Origin of the sequence: Buttiauxella gaviniae ATCC 51604 (genome assembly GCF_001654835.1) — a bacterium.
In the GTDB taxonomy this organism is placed as follows: Bacteria; Pseudomonadota; Gammaproteobacteria; order Enterobacterales; family Enterobacteriaceae; genus Buttiauxella; species Buttiauxella gaviniae.
In genome coordinates this window covers 133,030-151,267 of record NZ_LXEP01000029.1, presented here as the reverse complement: position 1 = coordinate 151,267, position 18,238 = coordinate 133,030, and the positions used below count along the sequence as shown (strand labels likewise).

16 protein-coding genes are annotated in these 18,238 nt (G+C 48.8%); 7 read left to right on the top strand and 9 right to left on the bottom strand.

What is annotated here, in order from left to right; translation table 11 throughout:
• Positions 1–9 precede the first annotated feature (9 nt).
• Positions 10–705 (top strand): 7-cyano-7-deazaguanine synthase QueC, encoded by a 696-nt coding sequence (gene queC, locus M977_RS15590; RefSeq protein WP_064516644.1) that lies wholly within the window; start codon positions 10–12, stop codon positions 703–705.
• 49 nt (positions 706–754) lie between these two features.
• Here the strand turns inward: queC and M977_RS15585 are convergent, their stop codons facing one another.
• The 9 genes from M977_RS15585 to bolA all read right to left on the bottom strand — a co-directional run bounded on the left by M977_RS15585 (position 755) and on the right by bolA (position 11,455).
• Positions 755–1,153 (bottom strand): YbgC/FadM family acyl-CoA thioesterase, encoded by a 399-nt coding sequence (locus M977_RS15585; protein WP_064516642.1) that lies wholly within the window; start codon positions 1,151–1,153, stop codon positions 755–757.
• Positions 1,154–1,277: 124 nt separating this feature from the next.
• Positions 1,278–1,649 (bottom strand): ComEA family DNA-binding protein, encoded by a 372-nt coding sequence (locus M977_RS15580; protein ID WP_064516761.1) that lies wholly within the window; start codon positions 1,647–1,649, stop codon positions 1,278–1,280.
• 163 nt (positions 1,650–1,812) lie between these two features.
• Positions 1,813–3,684: a peptidylprolyl isomerase gene (ppiD, locus tag M977_RS15575; RefSeq protein ID WP_064516639.1), complete on the bottom strand. Its 1,872-nt coding sequence runs from the start codon at positions 3,682–3,684 to the stop codon at positions 1,813–1,815.
• A 357-nt stretch (positions 3,685–4,041) separates the two neighbouring features.
• Complete coding sequence (hupB, locus tag M977_RS15570; protein ID WP_034457998.1) at positions 4,042–4,314, bottom strand: nucleoid-associated protein HU-beta; 273 nt, start codon at positions 4,312–4,314, stop codon at positions 4,042–4,044.
• 210 nt (positions 4,315–4,524) lie between these two features.
• Positions 4,525–6,879: an endopeptidase La gene (gene lon / locus M977_RS15565; protein ID WP_064516637.1), complete on the bottom strand. Its 2,355-nt coding sequence runs from the start codon at positions 6,877–6,879 to the stop codon at positions 4,525–4,527.
• A 251-nt stretch (positions 6,880–7,130) separates the two neighbouring features.
• A complete protein-coding gene (clpX, locus tag M977_RS15560; protein WP_034457994.1) occupies positions 7,131–8,405 on the bottom strand; it encodes an ATP-dependent protease ATP-binding subunit ClpX in 1,275 nt (424 codons plus the stop codon).
• Positions 8,406–8,538: 133 nt separating this feature from the next.
• Positions 8,539–9,162, bottom strand: a complete 624-nt coding sequence (gene clpP / locus M977_RS15555; protein WP_064516635.1) for an ATP-dependent Clp endopeptidase proteolytic subunit ClpP — start codon at positions 9,160–9,162, stop codon at positions 8,539–8,541.
• Between the two features lie 320 nt (positions 9,163–9,482).
• Positions 9,483–10,781 carry a trigger factor gene (tig, locus tag M977_RS15550; protein ID WP_064516633.1) on the bottom strand — a complete coding sequence of 433 codons (1,299 nt, stop codon included), beginning with the start codon at positions 10,779–10,781 and terminating at the stop codon, positions 9,483–9,485.
• Between the two features lie 356 nt (positions 10,782–11,137).
• Positions 11,138–11,455, bottom strand: a complete 318-nt coding sequence (gene bolA / locus M977_RS15545; protein ID WP_064516631.1) for a transcriptional regulator BolA — start codon at positions 11,453–11,455, stop codon at positions 11,138–11,140.
• Between the two features lie 305 nt (positions 11,456–11,760).
• On the opposite strand from bolA, the gene M977_RS15540 reads away from it, so the two are divergent.
• From M977_RS15540 to M977_RS15515, 6 genes are all read left to right on the top strand, one after another.
• Positions 11,761–12,339, top strand: a complete 579-nt coding sequence (locus M977_RS15540) for a lipoprotein (protein WP_034457986.1) — start codon at positions 11,761–11,763, stop codon at positions 12,337–12,339.
• Between the two features lie 48 nt (positions 12,340–12,387).
• A complete protein-coding gene (gene ampG, locus M977_RS15535) occupies positions 12,388–13,863 on the top strand; it encodes a muropeptide MFS transporter AmpG (RefSeq protein ID WP_064516629.1) in 1,476 nt (491 codons plus the stop codon).
• A gap of 474 nt (positions 13,864–14,337) precedes the next feature.
• A complete protein-coding gene (cyoA, locus tag M977_RS15530) occupies positions 14,338–15,285 on the top strand; it encodes a cytochrome o ubiquinol oxidase subunit II (RefSeq protein ID WP_064516627.1) in 948 nt (315 codons plus the stop codon).
• Between the two features lie 19 nt (positions 15,286–15,304).
• The gene (cyoB, locus tag M977_RS15525; RefSeq protein ID WP_064516625.1) at positions 15,305–17,296 is read left to right on the top strand and encodes a cytochrome o ubiquinol oxidase subunit I; all 1,992 of its coding nucleotides are present in this window, start codon (positions 15,305–15,307) and stop codon (positions 17,294–17,296) included.
• Positions 17,286–17,900, top strand: coding sequence for a cytochrome o ubiquinol oxidase subunit III (locus M977_RS15520; RefSeq protein WP_064516623.1), 615 nt, complete (start codon positions 17,286–17,288; stop codon positions 17,898–17,900). Before cyoB ends, M977_RS15520 begins: the two co-directional genes overlap by 11 nt.
• Complete coding sequence (locus M977_RS15515; RefSeq protein ID WP_034457975.1) at positions 17,900–18,229, top strand: cytochrome o ubiquinol oxidase subunit IV; 330 nt, start codon at positions 17,900–17,902, stop codon at positions 18,227–18,229. Before M977_RS15520 ends, M977_RS15515 begins: the two co-directional genes overlap by 1 nt.
• Positions 18,230–18,238: the final 9 nt, after the last annotated feature.

Sequence of the window (18,238 nt, the reverse complement as noted above, 5' to 3'; positions counted from 1 at the left end):
GGATTACTCATGAAACGTGCAGTTGTCGTCTTTAGTGGTGGCCAGGACTCCACAACCTGCCTGATTCAGGCATTACACCAGTATGATGAAGTCCACTGTGTGACATTTGATTATGGCCAGCGCCACCGTGCTGAGATTGACGTTGCTCGTGAACTGGCGCTGAAACTGGGTGCTCGTGCGCATAAAGTGCTGGATGTAACGCTATTGAATGAACTGGCTGTCAGCAGCCTGACGCGCGATAGCATTCCGGTGCCAGGATACGATCCCGAAGAAAAAGGTATCCCAAGCACTTTTGTACCAGGACGCAATATTCTGTTCCTCACGCTGACGGCAATTTACGCTTATCAGGTTGAAGCCGAAGCGATAATCACCGGTGTTTGTGAAACGGACTTCTCCGGTTACCCGGACTGCCGAGACGAATTCGTAAAAGCCCTGAATCATGCCGTAAGTCTTGGTATGGCTCGCGATATTCGCTTTGAAACACCCCTGATGTGGCTCGATAAAGCAGAAACCTGGGCGTTGGCGGATTACTGGCAGCAACTAGACCTGGTGCGTAGCGGAACGCTGACCTGCTATAACGGCATTAAAGGCGACGGCTGTGGCGAATGTGCCGCCTGCAACCTGCGTTCTAACGGGCTAAACCATTTCCTGGCGGATAAACCCGGGGTAATGGCAGCAATGAAAAAGAAAACTGGCCTGAAATAAATATTAGTGGGCGTGGTCCGCTAATTGCCACGCCCCTTCATCGACTCTATTACTCCATCATTTGAACTAACTTCTCGCGCAGTTCCCCTTCCAGTGGAACCGACTTCTGAGTTTTCAAATCGATACAAACGAAAGTCAGTAGCACATCTGCAACGACCTCACCTTCTGGTTCAAGTTTAACCACCTGGCTCAAAACACCACTTTTACCATTGAGTTGTTGTAACGAACTTTCAATGCGTAGCAAATCACCAAGCACCGCTGGACGACGATAATTGATGTTGATATTCACCACAATGAACGCGATGTTGTGCTCCGTCATCCATTGGAATCCTGCCGTATTTTCCAGCCCTTCCCAGCGGGCTTCTTCGAGAAACTCAAGGTAGCGGGCATTGTTAACATGCTGATAGAAATCAAGATGGTAACCCCGAACTTTGATTTGTGTTTGCATAGCGCTAAAACCCTTTCACTGTAGTTTTAATATTAAGGTGAGGTAACAGGCCACACCAGACTGGTATGACCTGTTATTTAGCATAGCAAACTTTCCCGGCTGCGCGAGCAAGGAGCCCTAAGCGTTAAAGCTTAATGTGAGACAGATTACGTTCTACCAATGCACTGCCAATCCCTGGTACCTCTTGCAACTGTTCCAGTGCCTTGAATGGGCCGTACTCTTCCCGGTAACTCACTATCGACTGCGCTTTTTTCAGGCCAACACCCTTCATTGCTTGTGCCAAAGCTTCTGCGCTCGCCGTGTTAATACTTACCACGCCATCATCAGCATCGCTCGATTTAGCAGTTGCAACGGGAGTTACAGGGGTTTTATCGCTGCGCTGTTGAGCTTGGGCCGTATCATTTTTGACAGCAACTGGGGCCGCCAAAGCTTGAGTGCAGATGCTGGAACCAATAAATGCCACGGCAATGCACACGGCTTGTATTCCACTTTTGATTCCTATTTTCATGCTGTTCCTCCTTGTGTGTTGACAGCGAAGCCACCTTATCCAGGAAAAAAAACAGCTACAAATGGCAATCTTCAAATATGGAAAAGGCCGCGAAAGCGGCCTTTGAATGTTGCAGAGCGTTGCAATTAACTGCGAGAAATCTCGAGGTTAATTACTGCTGTTCGATGCTGTCACCCATCTTAATTTTCGCTTCTTTGCGCAAGTTGGTCATCAGCGCTTCGAAAGTGATCTGAGCGTTGTTCTGAGTGATGCCCTGAACCATCGCTTTTTTCTGTTCCGCCGGCATGTCACCAGGTTTAACTTGATCCAGAGCTAACAGAACCACATTACCCTGCATGTCATTTGCCACGCCGTAGGCTGGCTTATCTTTTGCCGGTAATGGCAGGTTGAAAGCAGCCTGGCTGATTGGGTCCTGGCCAGTACGGGTCAGCGTTTTCGCTTCACCGAAGCTCAAGCCAGCGGCTTTCATAGCTTCATCACCTTTACCCAGCTTCAGCGCATTCAGCAGTTTGTCAGCATCGAGCTTCGCTTGTTGCTCAGCTTTCTGATGTTTGACCTGTGCGATAACTTGCTCACGAACTTCAGCTAACGGTTTGATAGCTTCAGCTTTGTGCTCAGCGACACGAATAACAAACGCGCGATCACCATCTACTGTAATGATGTCGGAGTTCATACCCGGAGCGCCGTTCGCGCCGACCAGACCACCATTGAAAATAGCATCTGAAACAGGTTTGAAGTTCAGCTCAGCAGGTAAGTTGTCGTGGCCAAACCAACCGGTCTCGACAACTTTAACACCAGCAACTTTCTCAGCACTCGCCAGAGATTCGTTATCATTGCTCGCCGCATCGCTAACTTTCTGCTGCAACGCGTAGTAAGCATCAACCGCTTTCTCTTGCTTCACTTTAGCAGCAATAGCGTCTTTCACTTCTGCCAATGGTTTAGTTTGCGCAGGCTGAATGTCATCAAGACGAACAACGAGGAAGCCAACAGAAGATTTGATCACACCAGAAAGCTGGCCTTTGTCTTTCAGACCGGCATTTTTCAGCTCATCAGGTGTGGTGCCTGGCTCAAGCCAACCCATGTCGCCACCGTTACGGGCAGAGATAATGTCAGCTGATTTTTCTTTTGCCAGAGTAGCAAAATCACCGCCTTTGCTCAGTTCATCAAGAACTGCTTTAGCTTCGGCTTCAGTTTTAGTCTGAATCACGCTGTAACGGTTACGTTGAGGCTGAGTGAACTCGTCCTGATGCTGGTCGTAGTAAGCCTGAATATCTGTATCGGCTACTTCAACTTTCTGAGAAGCCGCATCAAGCATGATATAGCTCACCTTGAACTGCTCAGGCGCGACGTAGTTGTTTTTGTTTTGCTCGTAGCTGGTGTTAATTTCCTGCTCGGAAACTTCCTGCTTCGCAGCCAGTGCGTTTACATCAATTGTGGCTTCACGAACCACACGTTGCTGCGATACCAGTGCTGCCAGTTCGTCAGTTTCACCCGCCAGCATGAAATCAGTACCCACAACAGCATTAATCAGCTGCTGAGTGGTAAGTTGATTACGCAGTGCCTGAGCGTATTGATCCGCAGTCATACCCATGTTGCCGATGATGGCGGTATAACGCGCGTTATCGAATTTTCCGTTGTTCTGGAATGCGGGTTCTTTAAAGATGGCTTGTTTGATTTGCTCGTCACTAATGCCAAGACCAAGATGTTTGGCGTATTGGTCCATTAACGCTTCATCAATCATGCGCGACAGCACCTGTTGGCGCATCTGCTTCATGTAGCCTTCATTACCGGCTAGCACAGAAAACTGTTCGCCAAGCTGTTGCTGCTGGCGATTACGCTCACTAGCAACAGCATTTTCAAACTGACCACGGCTAATTTCCTGGCCATTCACTTTTGCGGCGTAGTTGGCGCTACCGCCAATCAAGTAGCCACTCACGCCAGTCAAAATGAATGACACGATAATGATCCCGAAAATTATCTTGATTACGAGGCTGTTTGCCGCCGTACGTAAATTGTCCATCATGGTGTAACAACACTCCACTGTAGTGTGAATGGTAAACCCAGCGCAGTCGCTAAATGGGCATCCCTGAATATGCGTACTGCTGTGCCGCTGCGTGCAAGCGGGTATTGTGACAAGAAAACGGGTTCAAATCATCAAACATGCGCAAAATTAGCCATCAGGCATAAAAAAAGGCACATCTAACGATGCGCCCTGACCTAACTTTACTAGCCTTGCCCTATACACCCATTATCCTTCAAGCTGCTGGGGCGTTGGCTGTACTCACTTACCCGAATCACTTACTGAAGTAAGCTCATCGGGATAAGCTCCCAGGCCGCCTACCTGCAACTCGAATGCTAACGGGTATTAGCTAGCGATAAATCAGTTAACGGCTTCTTTCAGCGCTTTACCCGCACGGAAACCAGGTACTTTTGCAGCAGCGATGGTGATTTCCTTACCTGTTTGTGGGTTACGGCCGGTACGGGCAGCACGTTCACGAACAGCAAAAGTTCCAAAGCCAACCAGTGCCACGTCTTCCCCAGATTGCAGAGATTCGGTAACAGAAGCAATCACAGCGTCTAATGCACGTCCAGCCGCAGCTTTAGAAATATCAGCACCTGCGGCAATTTTGTCTATCAGTTGAGATTTATTCACTCTTCTCTTCCTCTCTTTATAATTTATATCGCACCAGTATCCTTCAAAGTGCGACCGCGCAGCAGTTATATCAGGCCTGTCATGCCCTTACAACACCCGTTGTTAATGGCATGCATCACCAGCAGTCTAAAGTAGCGATACAAAAAAAAGCTGGCAAGTGACAATTCACCAGCCAGCTCTGATTTTATTTACCGAATATGCGTCAGGTCACTATTTTGCGGTCACAACCTGCATTCCGTAAGGTTCGTTCTGCAATGCAAGGGTCAGAACTTCCTCGATGCGCTTCACCGGATGAATATCCAGGTCGGCGAGAACGTTGTCAGGAATCTCTTCCAGATCGCGTTTATTTTCATCCGGAATCAGAACCGTTTTGATACCGCCACGGTGTGCCGCCAGCAGTTTTTCTTTCAAACCACCGATTGGCAGAACCTGGCCACGCAACGTAATTTCACCTGTCATAGCCACATCTGCACGAACAGGGTTACCTGTCAGGCAAGATACCAGTGCGGTACACATCGCAATACCCGCACTTGGGCCATCTTTCGGCGTCGCACCTTCTGGCACGTGAACGTGGATATCACGTTTTTCATAGAAATCAGCATTGATGCCTAATTTCTCTGCACGCGCACGCACCACGGTCAGTGCAGCCTGGATAGACTCTTGCATAACTTCACCCAGAGAACCGGTGTAAGTCAGCTTGCCTTTGCCCGGTACACATGCGGTTTCGATAGTCAGCAGATCGCCACCCACTTCGGTCCACGCAAGACCAGTTACCTGGCCCACACGGTTTTCGCTGTCAGCACGGCCATAGTCAAAACGCTGAACACCAAGGAAATCTTTCAGGTTGTCACCGTCAATTTCGATGTGTTTAAGCGATTTATCCAGTAGCAGTTGTTTAACTGCTTTACGACACAGTTTGGAAATTTCACGTTCCAGACTACGTACGCCAGCTTCACGAGTGTAGTAACGAATGATGCCTGTAATAGCGCTATCGTGAACAGTAATTTCGCCTTTTTTCAGGGCATTACGTTCAATTTGCTTCGTCAACAGGTGCTGTTTAGCAATGTTCAGCTTCTCGTCTTCGGTGTATCCGGAAAGACGAATAACTTCCATACGGTCCAGCAGCGGTGCCGGAATGTTCATGGAGTTAGACGTAGCAACAAACATCACGTCGCTCAGATCGTAATCCACTTCCAGATAGTGGTCGTTAAACGCCACGTTCTGTTCTGGATCAAGGACTTCCAGAAGAGCAGATGCCGGATCGCCACGCATGTCCGAAGACATTTTGTCGATTTCATCCAACAGGAATAATGGGTTTTTAACGCCCACTTTCGCCATTTTCTGAATCAGTTTCCCTGGCATAGAACCGATATAAGTACGACGGTGACCGCGAATTTCCGCTTCATCACGTACGCCACCCAAAGCCATGCGCACATATTTACGTCCGGTCGCACGAGCGATGGACTGACCCAGTGAGGTTTTACCTACACCTGGAGGCCCAACCAGACACAGGATTGGTCCTTTGAGCTTGTTAACGCGACTCTGTACTGCGAGATATTCCAGGATACGATCTTTCACGCGCTCAAGGCCGTAATGATCGGTATCGAGGACTTCCTGCGCCTGACGCAGATCTTTTTTCACTTTGCTGCGCGCATTCCACGGCACCTGCACCATCCAATCGATATAGCCACGAACCACGGTTGCTTCCGCAGACATTGGCGACATCATTTTCAGTTTTTGCAGTTCCGCTTCGGTTTTTTCACGCGCTTCTTTCGGCATTTTAGCCGCGTCGATTTTGCGTTTTAGCGCTTCGTTTTCATCTGGCGTGTCGTCCATTTCGCCGAGTTCTTTCTGAATGGCTTTCATTTGCTCGTTCAGATAGTACTCACGCTGGCTCTTTTCCATCTGCTTTTTAACGCGGTTGCGAATACGTTTCTCAACCTGCAGCAGATCGATTTCTGACTCCATCATGGCCATCAGATATTCAAGACGTTCGTTAATATCAGACATCTCGAGAACGGACTGTTTATCTGTCAGTTTCAATGGCATATGTGCAGCGATGGTGTCAGCCAGACGAGCAGGATCGTCAATACTGTTCAGCGATGTCAGTACTTCTGGCGGGATTTTTTTGTTCAGTTTGATATAGCCTTCAAACTGACCAATTGCGGTGCGCACCAGCACTTCCTGTTCGCGCTCTTCGATAGCTGGCGAATTCAGGTACTCAGCCTGAGCTGAGAAATGGTCACCGTTGTCAGAAAGCGTGGTGATACGCGCACGCTGTAAACCTTCAACCAGCACTTTTACCGTGCCGTCTGGCAGTTTCAGCATTTGCAAAATGGATGCGACGGTTCCCACTGAGAACAGGTCATTTACACCTGGCTCATCTGTCGAGGCTTCTTTCTGCGCCACCAGCATGATTTTTTTATCATGATCCATGGCCGCTTCCAGGCAACGAATGGATTTTTCTCGCCCGACAAACAGTGGAATTACCATGTGCGGATAAACCACCACATCGCGCAATGGCAATACGGGGATTTCAATGCGTTCAGAACGCTCAGGATTCATAGAGCTCTCTCTTAGTTAAGGTCCGCCTGGTGATGGGGCGATGTCCTCTGTTTATACCTTAAATCTTTCAATTTGCAGGAAGGCGTAAACAACGCACCTGCACTTGAAGGATGACAGGAATCATGGCATCACCAACAAGTAATTCAGTATATGGGGATGTTTCCCGAGCATTCAATGCCAGGAATGAAGGAAAAGCAAAAGGGGGATATAAATCCCCCTTTTTAGACTAACTGACTGGTTATTTTGGCGAATTATTCACCGGATGCTTGTTGCGCTTCCGGCTTGCCATAAATTAATAATGGCTTGCTTTGACCGTCGATGACGGATTCATCAATCACCACTTTCTCGACGTCTTCCATAGAAGGAAGATCGTACATGGTATCCAGCAATGCGCCTTCTACGATGGAGCGTAGACCACGAGCACCGGTTTTACGTGCCATTGCTTTCTTGGCAATTGCATCCAGCGCTTCGTCGCGGAATTCCAAATCCACACCTTCCAGATTGAACAACGCCTGGTACTGCTTGGTCAGGGCGTTTTTCGGCTCTTTCAGGATCTGAATCAGTGCTTCTTCGCTCAGTTCTGTCAGCGTAGCCACTACTGGCAGACGGCCGATAAACTCAGGAATCAGACCAAATTTGATCAAATCCTCCGGCTCAACCTGGCCTAACAACTGCCCTTCGGTCGCCTTCTGAGATTTACCTTTTACGGTCGCGCCAAAGCCAATACCTGAACCGGTTTCAACGCGGTTAGCAATAACTTTATCCAGCCCTGCGAATGCACCGCCACAAATAAACAGAATCTTGGAGGTATCAACCTGCAAGAACTCTTGCTGTGGATGCTTACGGCCACCTTGTGGTGGAACCGCCGCAACAGTACCTTCGATAAGTTTCAGCAACGCCTGCTGCACACCTTCACCAGACACATCACGAGTGATGGACGGGTTATCAGATTTGCGGGAGATTTTGTCGATCTCATCGATATACACGATACCGCGCTGTGCTTTCTGCACATCGTAATCACATTTCTGCAGCAGTTTCTGGATGATGTTTTCGACATCTTCACCCACGTAACCTGCTTCGGTTAACGTTGTGGCATCAGCCATGGTGAATGGAACATCCAGTAAACGTGCCAGGGTTTCAGCCAGCAGGGTTTTCCCGCTACCCGTCGGCCCGATGAGCAGAATGTTACTTTTGCCCAGTTCGATGCCGTTGGTGCTGTCGCCGTTACGCAGACGTTTGTAGTGGTTGTAAACCGCAACCGCCAGGACTTTTTTAGCCTGTTCCTGACCGATGACGTAATCATCGAGATGGTGACGGATTTCATGCGGAGTCGGCAGCGCACTACGTTCGCGGTGCGGAGCGACTTCTTTAATCTCTTCGCGAATAATGTCGTTACATAAGTCGACACACTCATCGCAGATATACACTGACGGCCCGGCAATCAGTTTACGCACTTCATGCTGGCTTTTGCCGCAAAAAGAGCAGTACAGCAGTTTGCCTGAACCGTCTTTGCGCTTATCTGTCATCGGTAAAACCTCTTTTTTGTTTCTGTGCACCGAACAGGACGGCGCAAGTGCCATTCTACGGCGCAGCCAATCGTAAGCGCGCTATGAGCCGTTGCTATAACAATAATAGTATACGGCTCACTATTTTCGGGCGTTAGCTACGGTGAGTCAGGATTGAGTCAACTAAGCCATACTCTACCGCTTCATTTGCTGCGAGGAAACGGTCACGCTCGGTGTCTCTCTCTATTTCTTCAAGAGATTTGCCCGTGTGTTGCGCCATAAGTTCGTTCATACGAGCTTTCACTTTCAGGATTTCGCGGGCATGGATTTCGATATCCGTAGCCTGGCCCTGATAACCGCCCAGCGGTTGGTGAATCATGACTCGTGAGTTCGGTAAGCAGAAGCGCTTACCCTTCGCCCCAGCGGTCAGCAGGAATGCACCCATAGAACAGGCTTGTCCCATACAGATGGTGCTGACATCTGGTTTAATAAATTGCATCGTATCGTAGATAGACATACCAGCGGTAATCACACCACCTGGTGAATTAATGTAGAGATAGATGTCTTTTTCTGGGTTTTCTGCTTCCAGGAACAACATCTGCGCTACGATCAGGTTAGCCATATGGTCTTCAACCTGGCCCGTCATAAAGATGACACGTTCCTTGAGCAGACGGGAATAGATATCGTATGAACGCTCGCCACGCGATGTCTGTTCAACAACCATCGGCACCAGGGCCATATGGGGTGCAAATTGATCTCTTTCGCCACTGTATGACATTTCCGTCTCCTGGAATAATTAAGCCTTCGATACCTGCAGCACTGATTCTACTTGAGGTGCCAGAAGAAGACTACGCTCCTGCTTACACCTATTACCTTATTCGGACGGATTATCAGTCAGGGATCCATTTTCGAGCCATGCCCTTATTTATGGGGATAAGCTTGCCCTGTTTCAAGCATAACAACCTTTTCTTGTTACGCTAACCCTGAAACTACGTTTTATTGATGGGTTTTCAGGGAGTCACTGATAAAAAAAGCCCGCCACCAGTAGGTGACGGGCTTGATGCAGCAATATTTTGGCGATGATGCCAAAAATTATGCTTACGCTTGCTGGTTCATCAGTTCGCTAAAGTTAGTGGCTTTCTCAGTCACTTTCGCTTTAGACAGAACAGCTTCAACAGCTTGTTCTTCCAGAGCAACATTACGCATGTTGTCCATCAGTTCTTTGTTTTTGCCGTAGAATTCTACAACTTCAGTCGGATCTTCGTAGGCTGAAGCCATTTCTTCGATCAGACCTTTAACGCGTTCTTCGTCAGCTTTCAGCTCATGGGTACGAATTACTTCGCCCAGCAGCAGGCCAACAACTACACGACGTTTAGCTTGTTCTTCGAACAGTTCACGTGGCAGTTCCAGCGCTTGTTTCTCGTTGCCACCAAAACGCTGAGCAGCCTGGCGACGCAGAACGTCGATTTCGCTGTCGATCAGTGCTGCTGGAACGTCGATGTTGTTCGCATTAACCAGACCGTCGATTGCTTGAGACTTGATGCGGTTACGCACTGCGCCTTTCAGCTCACGATCCATGTTTTTACGAACTTCGGTACGCAGACCAGCTACAGAACCATCTTCAACGCCGAAACGCTTGATGAATTCTTCAGTAAATTCTGGCAGTTCACGCTCTTCTACTTTCTTCAGAACGATGTCGAACTTAGCCGCTTTACCTTTCAGGTTTTCAGCGTGGTAATCTTCTGGGAAGGTCACTTCGATAGTGAATTCTTCGCCAGCTTTGTGACCAACCAGACCGTCTTCAAAACCTGGGATCATACGACCCTGGCCCATTGCCAGCACGAAGTCAGATGCTTTGCCGCCTTCGAATACTTCGCCGTCTACAGAACCGGTGAAATCGATAGTTACGCGGTCTTCTGCAGTTGCAGCAGCGTCTGAATCTTTCCAGGTCGCCTGTTGCTTACGCAGGGTGTCCAGCATTGCATCAACGTCTTCGTCAGTCACTTCAACAACCGGTTTTTCAACTTCGATTGCTTCCAGACCCTGCAGCTCAACTTCTGGGTACACTTCAAACTCAACCGCGTAGGTGAAGTCTTCGCCCAGTTTGTATTCGCCTGGAACGTAGTTCGGTGCGCCAGCTGGATTGATTTTTTCTTTGATGATCGCTTCAACAAAGTTGCGGCTCATCAATTCGCCCAACACGTCCTGGCGAACAGAAGCGCCATAGCGTTGTGCGATAACAGTCATCGGCACTTTTCCTTTACGGAAACCGTCGATACGGGCTTTCTTTGCCACGTTGACCAGCTCGCTTTTTACAGCGGTTTCGATGCTGTCTGCAGCGATAGTAATCGTGAGACGGCGGCCAAGGCCCTGAGTGGTTTCAACTGAAACTTGCATCTTGTTACCTCAAAAAATCACAGTGCTCGGTCAACTCTGGAAGCGCTCATTTGCACTCCGCAGAACCGGGATGCCTTCTGTATCAGAATCACATTCCCTGTCGTCAGAATCGTCCCGAAGACATTCCGAAAAATAAGACGCAGCATTATAGCGGCATCACCAAGGTGAGTCGAGAACGGCAACACAGTGTTGCTGCGGCCCTTTTCACAGTTCTTTTGGATTTTTTGCCCAAACCCTGGAATAACGAGGGCTATTTCAGACAAAACAAAACGGCCCGCAGGCCGTTTTATAAAACACGATTCATATACCGCAACATAAAGGAAAAGTTCCCTCAGTTGCAAGTCTGAAGGTTAACTTCAGGCGATTGACCCTGCTCCACGGCAAGGTGGGGAGGCAAGAAGAGTGTCATGCAACCCCTCCCATTCCTTAATGGTGTAGGTATGCAGTGCCAGCGCATGCACAGTTGACGAGAGTTCTGCACTCAAAGTGCCATAAATCATACGATGACGATTTAAAAAACGCTCACCCACAAAACGGTCGCTGACCAGAACCACTTTGAAATGACTCTCTGAACCTGCCGGGACATTGTGACGATAGCTTTCATCCGCAACTTCCAGGATCACGGGTTCAAACGCTGCCCTTAATTTTGATTCTATTTGCTCGCGCATCATCATGAACTTTCTCCTCGACTACGTAGAGATGCCACTCATCCCTTTAAATGTTAGCCGCTTTTAGCCGTTTTAATAACGGAATTACAACAATTATTTAGCTTTCGTCTGATTTTCTAAGCCAAGCCCCTGTAGATTAATGTGATTACGGCACTAATCGAGGGCAAAGTGGTCAGATAGCTTTGCAACCGCTCAGAAAAAGCGCAACGCGATGAAATTACGTGCGTTAACTACTTCCCCTGGGCAACCGCAGTGTTATGATGGCGTGATTTTTTATCTGCCTGCCCCTTGAGTACATTGAGATAGCGAACATGTTAAAAAAACTATTATTCCCGTTGGTCGCCGTATTTATGCTGGCCAGCTGTGCAACACCACCTACTACCATTGATGTTTCTCCAACGATTAGCTTGCCACAGCAAGACCCAAGCTTGATGGGTGTGACTGTCAGCATCAACGGTGCAGATCAACGTAAAGACCAGGCTCTGGCTAAAGTCACTCGTGATAACCAACTGGTTACATTGACTCCATCTCGTGACCTGCGCTTCTTGCTGCAAGAAGTGCTGGAAAAACAGATGACTGCTCGTGGTTACATGGTTGGACCAAACAGCCCGGTTGATCTGCAAATCATCGTAAACCAGTTGTTTGCTGACGTGTCTCAGGGCAGCGTGCGCTACAATATCGCCACTAAAGCTGACATCGTGATCATTGCGACAGCGAAAAATGGCAACAAGATGACCAAAAACTACCGTTCTAGCTATAACGTAGAAGGGGCGTTCCAGGCCACCAACAAGAATATCGCCAACGCGGTGAACTCCGTATTGACTGATACCATTGCTGATATGGCTCAGGACACCAGCGTTCACGACTTTATTAAGCAGAACGCTCGTTAATCAATACCCCACCAGCCCGCGTCATGCGGGCTGGCTGTAGAGCAAAGTATGCCCAATCACTATCTGCGTCTCTTCCAACAACCTAAGTCAGCCATCCTTTTGATTTTAGGTTTTGCATCCGGTCTTCCACTCGCCCTCACCTCCGGCACGCTACAAGCATGGATGACAGTCGAGAACATTGATCTTAAAACCATTGGTTTCTTCTCGCTTGTCGGGCAAGCCTATGTATTTAAGTTTCTGTGGTCGCCGATTATGGACAGATACACGCCGCCGCTGCTTGGGCGTCGTCGTGGTTGGTTGCTGATCACCCAAATTCTGTTGCTGGTTGCTATTGCAGGTATGGGTTTCCTTGAACCCGGCTCGCAGTTACGCTGGATGGCAGCATTGGCTGTTGTCATTGCTTTCTGCTCGGCATCTCAAGATATCGTCTTTGATGCGTGGAAAACGGATGTTCTTCCGGCTGAGGAACGCGGCACGGGTGCAGCAATCAGTGTGTTGGGTTATCGCCTGGCGATGCTGGTATCGGGTGGTTTAGCGCTCTGGCTTGCAGATAGATACCTTGGCTGGCAAGGCATGTACTGGTTGATGGCCGCATTGATGCTGCCTTGTATCATCGCTACATTGCTAGCTCCAGAGCCCACCGATGCCATTCCGGTCCCAAAAAGCCTTGAACAAGCTGTGGTCGCTCCACTGCGTGATTTCTTTGGCCGCAACAATGCGTGGCTCATTCTGCTGCTGATTGTATTGTACAAACTCGGGGATGCGTTCGCCATGAGTTTGACGACCACATTTTTGATCCGCGGCGTAGGTTTTGATGCCGGTGAAGTCGGTATGGTGAATAAAACACTGGGTTTGATTGCCACAATCATTGGCGCACTCTACGGCGGCATTTTAATGCAGCGCCTGTCACTGTTCCGCGCATTGCTGATCTTTGGCATTTTGCAGGGTGTCTCTAATGCTGGTTACTGGCTTCTTTCGATTACCGATAAGAATATGTTCAGCATGGCAGCAGCAGTCTTCTTCGAAAACCTCTGCGGTGGCATGGGTACAGCGGCATTTGTCGCGCTGTTGATGACACTGTGCAATAAATCGTTTTCAGCCACTCAGTTTGCGCTGCTTTCAGCATTATCCGCAGTAGGCCGCGTTTATGTTGGCCCGATTGCCGGTTGGTTTGTTGAAGCGCAAGGTTGGCCTACTTTTTATTTATTCTCTGTTATTGCCGCTGTTCCAGGCATTCTGTTGCTGCTGGTTTGCAAAACAACGCTGGAATACACCCAGAATAACGATAGTTTCATTCCGCGAAGCGAATTTTCTTCCGCTTATCGTATAGCTCTTCAGGCATTGATGTTAGGTTGTGCCCTCTTAGCTGTATGGCTGGTGGTATTAATTACCAATGCGACAGGCCTGACAAACTGGGCGTTCAACATTCAGTTCCTGGAGTGGGGAGCGTTGTTTGCAGTTGGTGGGATTTTACTCGGAGGGATACTTGATTATCTGGCGTTGCGAAAATCAGCTTTAGTGTAAAATTCGTCAGATTAATAAAAATAATAAATTTCGCTTAGTAACTATATCGTTCGATTAACACGCAAATATTGATGTAATGAATTAATTGGCGAAAGCAAGCCAGTTTTTTTGCATTATTAGCAGGAAAATTATTTTCTTCGCACCTTTAACCGATTCAGCCAGCCGGTCAAATAATTTGCAGCTCAATTCGTTTGTTAATTGATGCTATTTTGTTAAATTTATGTTTAGTAAAATGATTGGTTATACCAATTAACCTGTACTATTTATAGCAACATAGGTTTTCGTTATAACCCAGCAGGGTTGCGGGCTATCTCGATATTTTACAGTTTGTTGCATTCTATGTGACATTGTCGGCAGAACCCGGTAACACCACACTGACACTACGCCATTCATGTTTACAGTAATGTAACCTTCCCGTAAAATGCCTTCACACTTTAAACGACAATTAGAGCTCCCCGGAATTGAGGTCGTTAAATGAGACTCAGGAAATACAATAAAAGTTTGGGATGGATGGCATTAATTACAGGCACTTTTTTACTGAGTGGTTGTGATTCTGCACTTCTGGACCCCAAAGGACAAATTGGACTGGAACAACGTTCATTGATACTGACAGCTATCGGGCTGATGTTGATAGTAGTAATACCCGCTATCGCAATGGCTATCGGTTTTGCCTGGAAGTATCGTGCTTCAAACACAAACGCCAAATACAGCCCCAACTGGTCGCACTCGAACAAAGTTGAAGCTGTGGTCTGGACGATTCCTATCCTTATCGTCATCTTCCTCGCGGTACTAACCTGGAAAACCACACACGCTCTTGAGCCAAGCAAACCGCTTGTTCATGATGCGAAGCCGGTGACCATCGAAGTTATCGCCATGGACTGGAAATGGTTCTTCATCTATCCAGAGCAAGGTATTGCTACGGTGAATGAAATCGCCTTCCCAGCCAACACCCCGGTGGAATTCAAAATCACGTCTAACTCAGTGATGAACTCCTTCTTTATTCCGCGCCTGGGCAGCCAAATCTACGCAATGGCAGGTATGCAGACCAAATTGCACCTGATTGCTGATGAAGCAGGCACCTACGACGGTATTTCGTCTAACTACAGCGGTAAAGGTTTCTCTGGGATGAAGTTCAAGGCAATCGCCACCCCAGATATGGACACCTTTAACCAATGGGTTGCTAAAGCTAAACAATCTCCAGAAGTCATGAACGATATGGCGACTTACGAGAAACTGGCACAGCCTAGCGAATACAACAAAGTCGAATACTTCTCCGCTGTTAAGCCAGATTTGTTTAAAGACGTTATTAACAAATTCATGGGACACGGGAAGAGCATGGACATGACCCAACCGGAAGGCGAGCACGCAGCGCATGAAGGAATGGAAGGCATGGACATGAGTCACGCGGAAACCTCTCACTAAGGGGCCGAGGAATAATACGATGTTCGGAAAACTTACACTGGATGCAGTCCCATACCATGAACCCATTATCATGGTTACGGTGGCAGCAATTCTCGTCGGGGGACTGGCGCTAGTTGCAGCTATCACTTACTTCGGTAAGTGGGAATATTTATGGAAAGAGTGGTTCACTTCGGTTGACCACAAACGCCTCGGCATAATGTACGTGATTGTCGCAATCGTCATGCTTCTGCGTGGCTTTGCAGACGCCATCATGATGCGTAGCCAGCAAGTTCTGGCCTCCGCCGGAGAAGCAGGCTTCCTGCCACCTCATCACTACGACCAGATCTTTACCGCCCACGGCGTAATTATGATCTTCTTCGTGGCGATGCCATTTGTTATCGGCCTGATGAACGTTGTCGTGCCGTTGCAGATTGGTGCGCGTGACGTAGCCTTCCCATTCCTGAACAACCTGAGCTTCTGGTTCACCGTTGTGGGTGTGGTGCTGGTTAACCTGTCTCTTGGGGTTGGTGAATTCGCGCAAACCGGTTGGGTGGCTTATCCGCCGCTATCGGGCATAGAGTACAGTCCGGGGGTCGGCGTCGACTACTGGATATGGGCACTACAGCTCTCAGGTATCGGTACGACATTAACGGGTATTAACTTCTTCGTTACTATCCTGAACATGCGTACACCTGGCATGACTATGTTCAAAATGCCGGTATTTACCTGGGCTTCACTATGCACCAACGTACTGATTATCGCGGCATTCCCAATCTTCACCGTGACCGTCGCACTGTTAACCCTTGACCGCTACCTTGGCACCCATTTCTTTACCAATGATATGGGTGGCAACATGATGATGTATATCAACCTCATCTGGGCATGGGGCCACCCGGAAGTTTATATCCTGGTGCTGCCGGTGTTTGGTGTGTTCTCAGAAGTGGTTGCAACATTCTCGAAAAAACGCCTGTTCGGTTACACCTCTCTGGTGTGGGCGACCATCGCGATTACGGTACTGTCGTTCATCGTTTGGCTGCACCACTTCTTTACCATGGGAAGCGGCGCGAACGTAAACGCCTTCTTCGGTATCGCCACCATGATTATCGCCATCCCGACTGGGGTGAAGATCTTCAACTGGCTGTTCACCATGTATCAAGGCCGTATCGTGTTCAACTCCGCCATGCTGTGGACTATTGGCTTCGTTGTCACCTTCTCTATCGGTGGCATGACCGGTGTTCTGTTAGCGGTTCCGGGTGCTGACTTCGTACTGCACAACAGCCTGTTCCTGATTGCTCACTTCCATAACGTGATTATTGGTGGTGTAGTGTTCGGTTGCTTCGCAGGCCTGACTTACTGGTGGCCAAAAGCCTTCGGCTTCACGCTGAACGAAACCTGGGGCAAACGCGCATTCTGGTTCTGGATCATCGGCTTCTTCGTGGCATTTATGCCGCTGTACGTGCTGGGCTTCATGGGTATGACCCGTCGCCTGAGCCAGCAGATTGATCCGCAGTTCCACACTCTGCTGGTTGTTGCAGCTTGTGGTGCAGGGCTGATTGCTCTGGGCATCCTGTGCCAGCTGATTCAATTCTACGTCTCAATCCGTGACCGTGAGCAGAATCGTGACCTGACAGGTGACCCATGGGGTGGCCGTACGTTGGAGTGGTCAACTTCCTCTCCTCCTCCGTTCTACAACTTTGCCCACCTGCCACACGTTCATGAACGTGATGCATTCTGGGAAATGAAAGAGAAAGGTGAAGCGTACAAACAGCCAACGCATTATGAAGAAATTCATATGCCACGTAACAGCGCAGCAGGCATCGTTATTGCCGCGTTCGCTACCGTGTTTGGTTTCGCGATGATCTGGCACATCTGGTGGCTGGCGATTGTTGGCTTTGCCGGCATCATCATCACCTGGATTGCGAAAAGCTTCGACGAAGATGTGGATTACTACGTTCCGGTTGCGGAAGTCGAAAAACTGGAAAACCAGCACTTCGATGAAATTACCAAAGCAGGGCTGAAAAATGTCAACTGAAACTCTCACTCACGCTAACGCCCACGCCGCAGAGCATGGGCATCACGATGCAGGAACCAATAAAGTCTTTGGTTTCTGGATCTACCTGATGAGCGACTGCATTCTGTTCTGTTGCTTGTTTGCTACCTATGCCGTTCTGGTGAACGGCACCGCCGGCGGCCCGGCAGGGAAAGACATTTTCGAACTGCCATTTGTGCTGGTTGAAACTGCCCTGCTGTTGTTCAGCTCCATCACCTACGGCATGGCGATCATCTCCATGAACAAAGGCAACAAGAGCCAGGTTATTTCCTGGCTTGCGCTGACCTTCCTGTTTGGTGCGGGCTTCGTCGCGATGGAAATCTATGAATTCCATCACCTGATCAAAGAAGGTTTCGGTCCGGATCGTAGCGGCTTCCTGTCAGGCTTCTTTGCCCTGGTTGGTACGCACGGTCTGCACGTAACTTCTGGTTTGGTCTGGATGGCGTTGATGATGTTCCACGTTTACCGTCGCGGCTTGACCAGTGCTAACCGTACTCGCCTGATGTGCCTGAGCTTGTTCTGGCACTTCCTGGATGTGGTATGGATCTGCGTATTCTCGGTTGTTTATCTGATGGGGGCGATGTAATGAGTCATTCAAATGAACACGCTGGCGCCCACCACGGTAGCGTTAAAACCTATATGACTGGTTTTATCCTGTCGATCATCCTGACGGCAATCCCGTTCTGGATGGTTATGACAGGTACAGCGTCTCACGCCGTAATTCTTGGCGTGGTGCTGGTAAGTGCTGTGGTACAGATTTTGGTTCACCTGGTGTGCTTCCTGCACATGAACACCTCTTCTGAGGAGCGTTGGAACCTGGTGGCCTTTGCCTTTACTGCGCTGATAATAGCCATTCTGGTGGTCGGCTCTATCTGGATTATGTGGAACCTCAACCAGAACATGATGGTTCACTAAGAGCAGCCT

Coding starts and splice junctions, on each gene's coding strand:
- queC (WP_064516644.1), top strand. CDS start 10: ATGAAACGTGCAGTTGTCGTCTTTAGTGGTGGCCAGGACTCCACAACC.
- M977_RS15585 (WP_064516642.1), bottom strand. CDS start 1,153: ATGCAAACACAAATCAAAGTTCGGGGTTACCATCTTGATTTCTATCAG.
- ppiD (WP_064516639.1), bottom strand. CDS start 3,684: ATGATGGACAATTTACGTACGGCGGCAAACAGCCTCGTAATCAAGATA.
- lon (WP_064516637.1), bottom strand. CDS start 6,879: ATGAATCCTGAGCGTTCTGAACGCATTGAAATCCCCGTATTGCCATTG.
- clpX (WP_034457994.1), bottom strand. CDS start 8,405: ATGACAGATAAGCGCAAAGACGGTTCAGGCAAACTGCTGTACTGCTCT.
- clpP (WP_064516635.1), bottom strand. CDS start 9,162: ATGTCATACAGTGGCGAAAGAGATCAATTTGCACCCCATATGGCCCTG.
- tig (WP_064516633.1), bottom strand. CDS start 10,781: ATGCAAGTTTCAGTTGAAACCACTCAGGGCCTTGGCCGCCGTCTCACG.
- bolA (WP_064516631.1), bottom strand. CDS start 11,455: ATGATGATGCGCGAGCAAATAGAATCAAAATTAAGGGCAGCGTTTGAA.
- M977_RS15540 (WP_034457986.1), top strand. CDS start 11,761: ATGTTAAAAAAACTATTATTCCCGTTGGTCGCCGTATTTATGCTGGCC.
- ampG (WP_064516629.1), top strand. CDS start 12,388: ATGCCCAATCACTATCTGCGTCTCTTCCAACAACCTAAGTCAGCCATC.
- cyoA (WP_064516627.1), top strand. CDS start 14,338: ATGAGACTCAGGAAATACAATAAAAGTTTGGGATGGATGGCATTAATT.
- cyoB (WP_064516625.1), top strand. CDS start 15,305: ATGTTCGGAAAACTTACACTGGATGCAGTCCCATACCATGAACCCATT.
- M977_RS15520 (WP_064516623.1), top strand. CDS start 17,286: ATGTCAACTGAAACTCTCACTCACGCTAACGCCCACGCCGCAGAGCAT.
- M977_RS15515 (WP_034457975.1), top strand. CDS start 17,900: ATGAGTCATTCAAATGAACACGCTGGCGCCCACCACGGTAGCGTTAAA.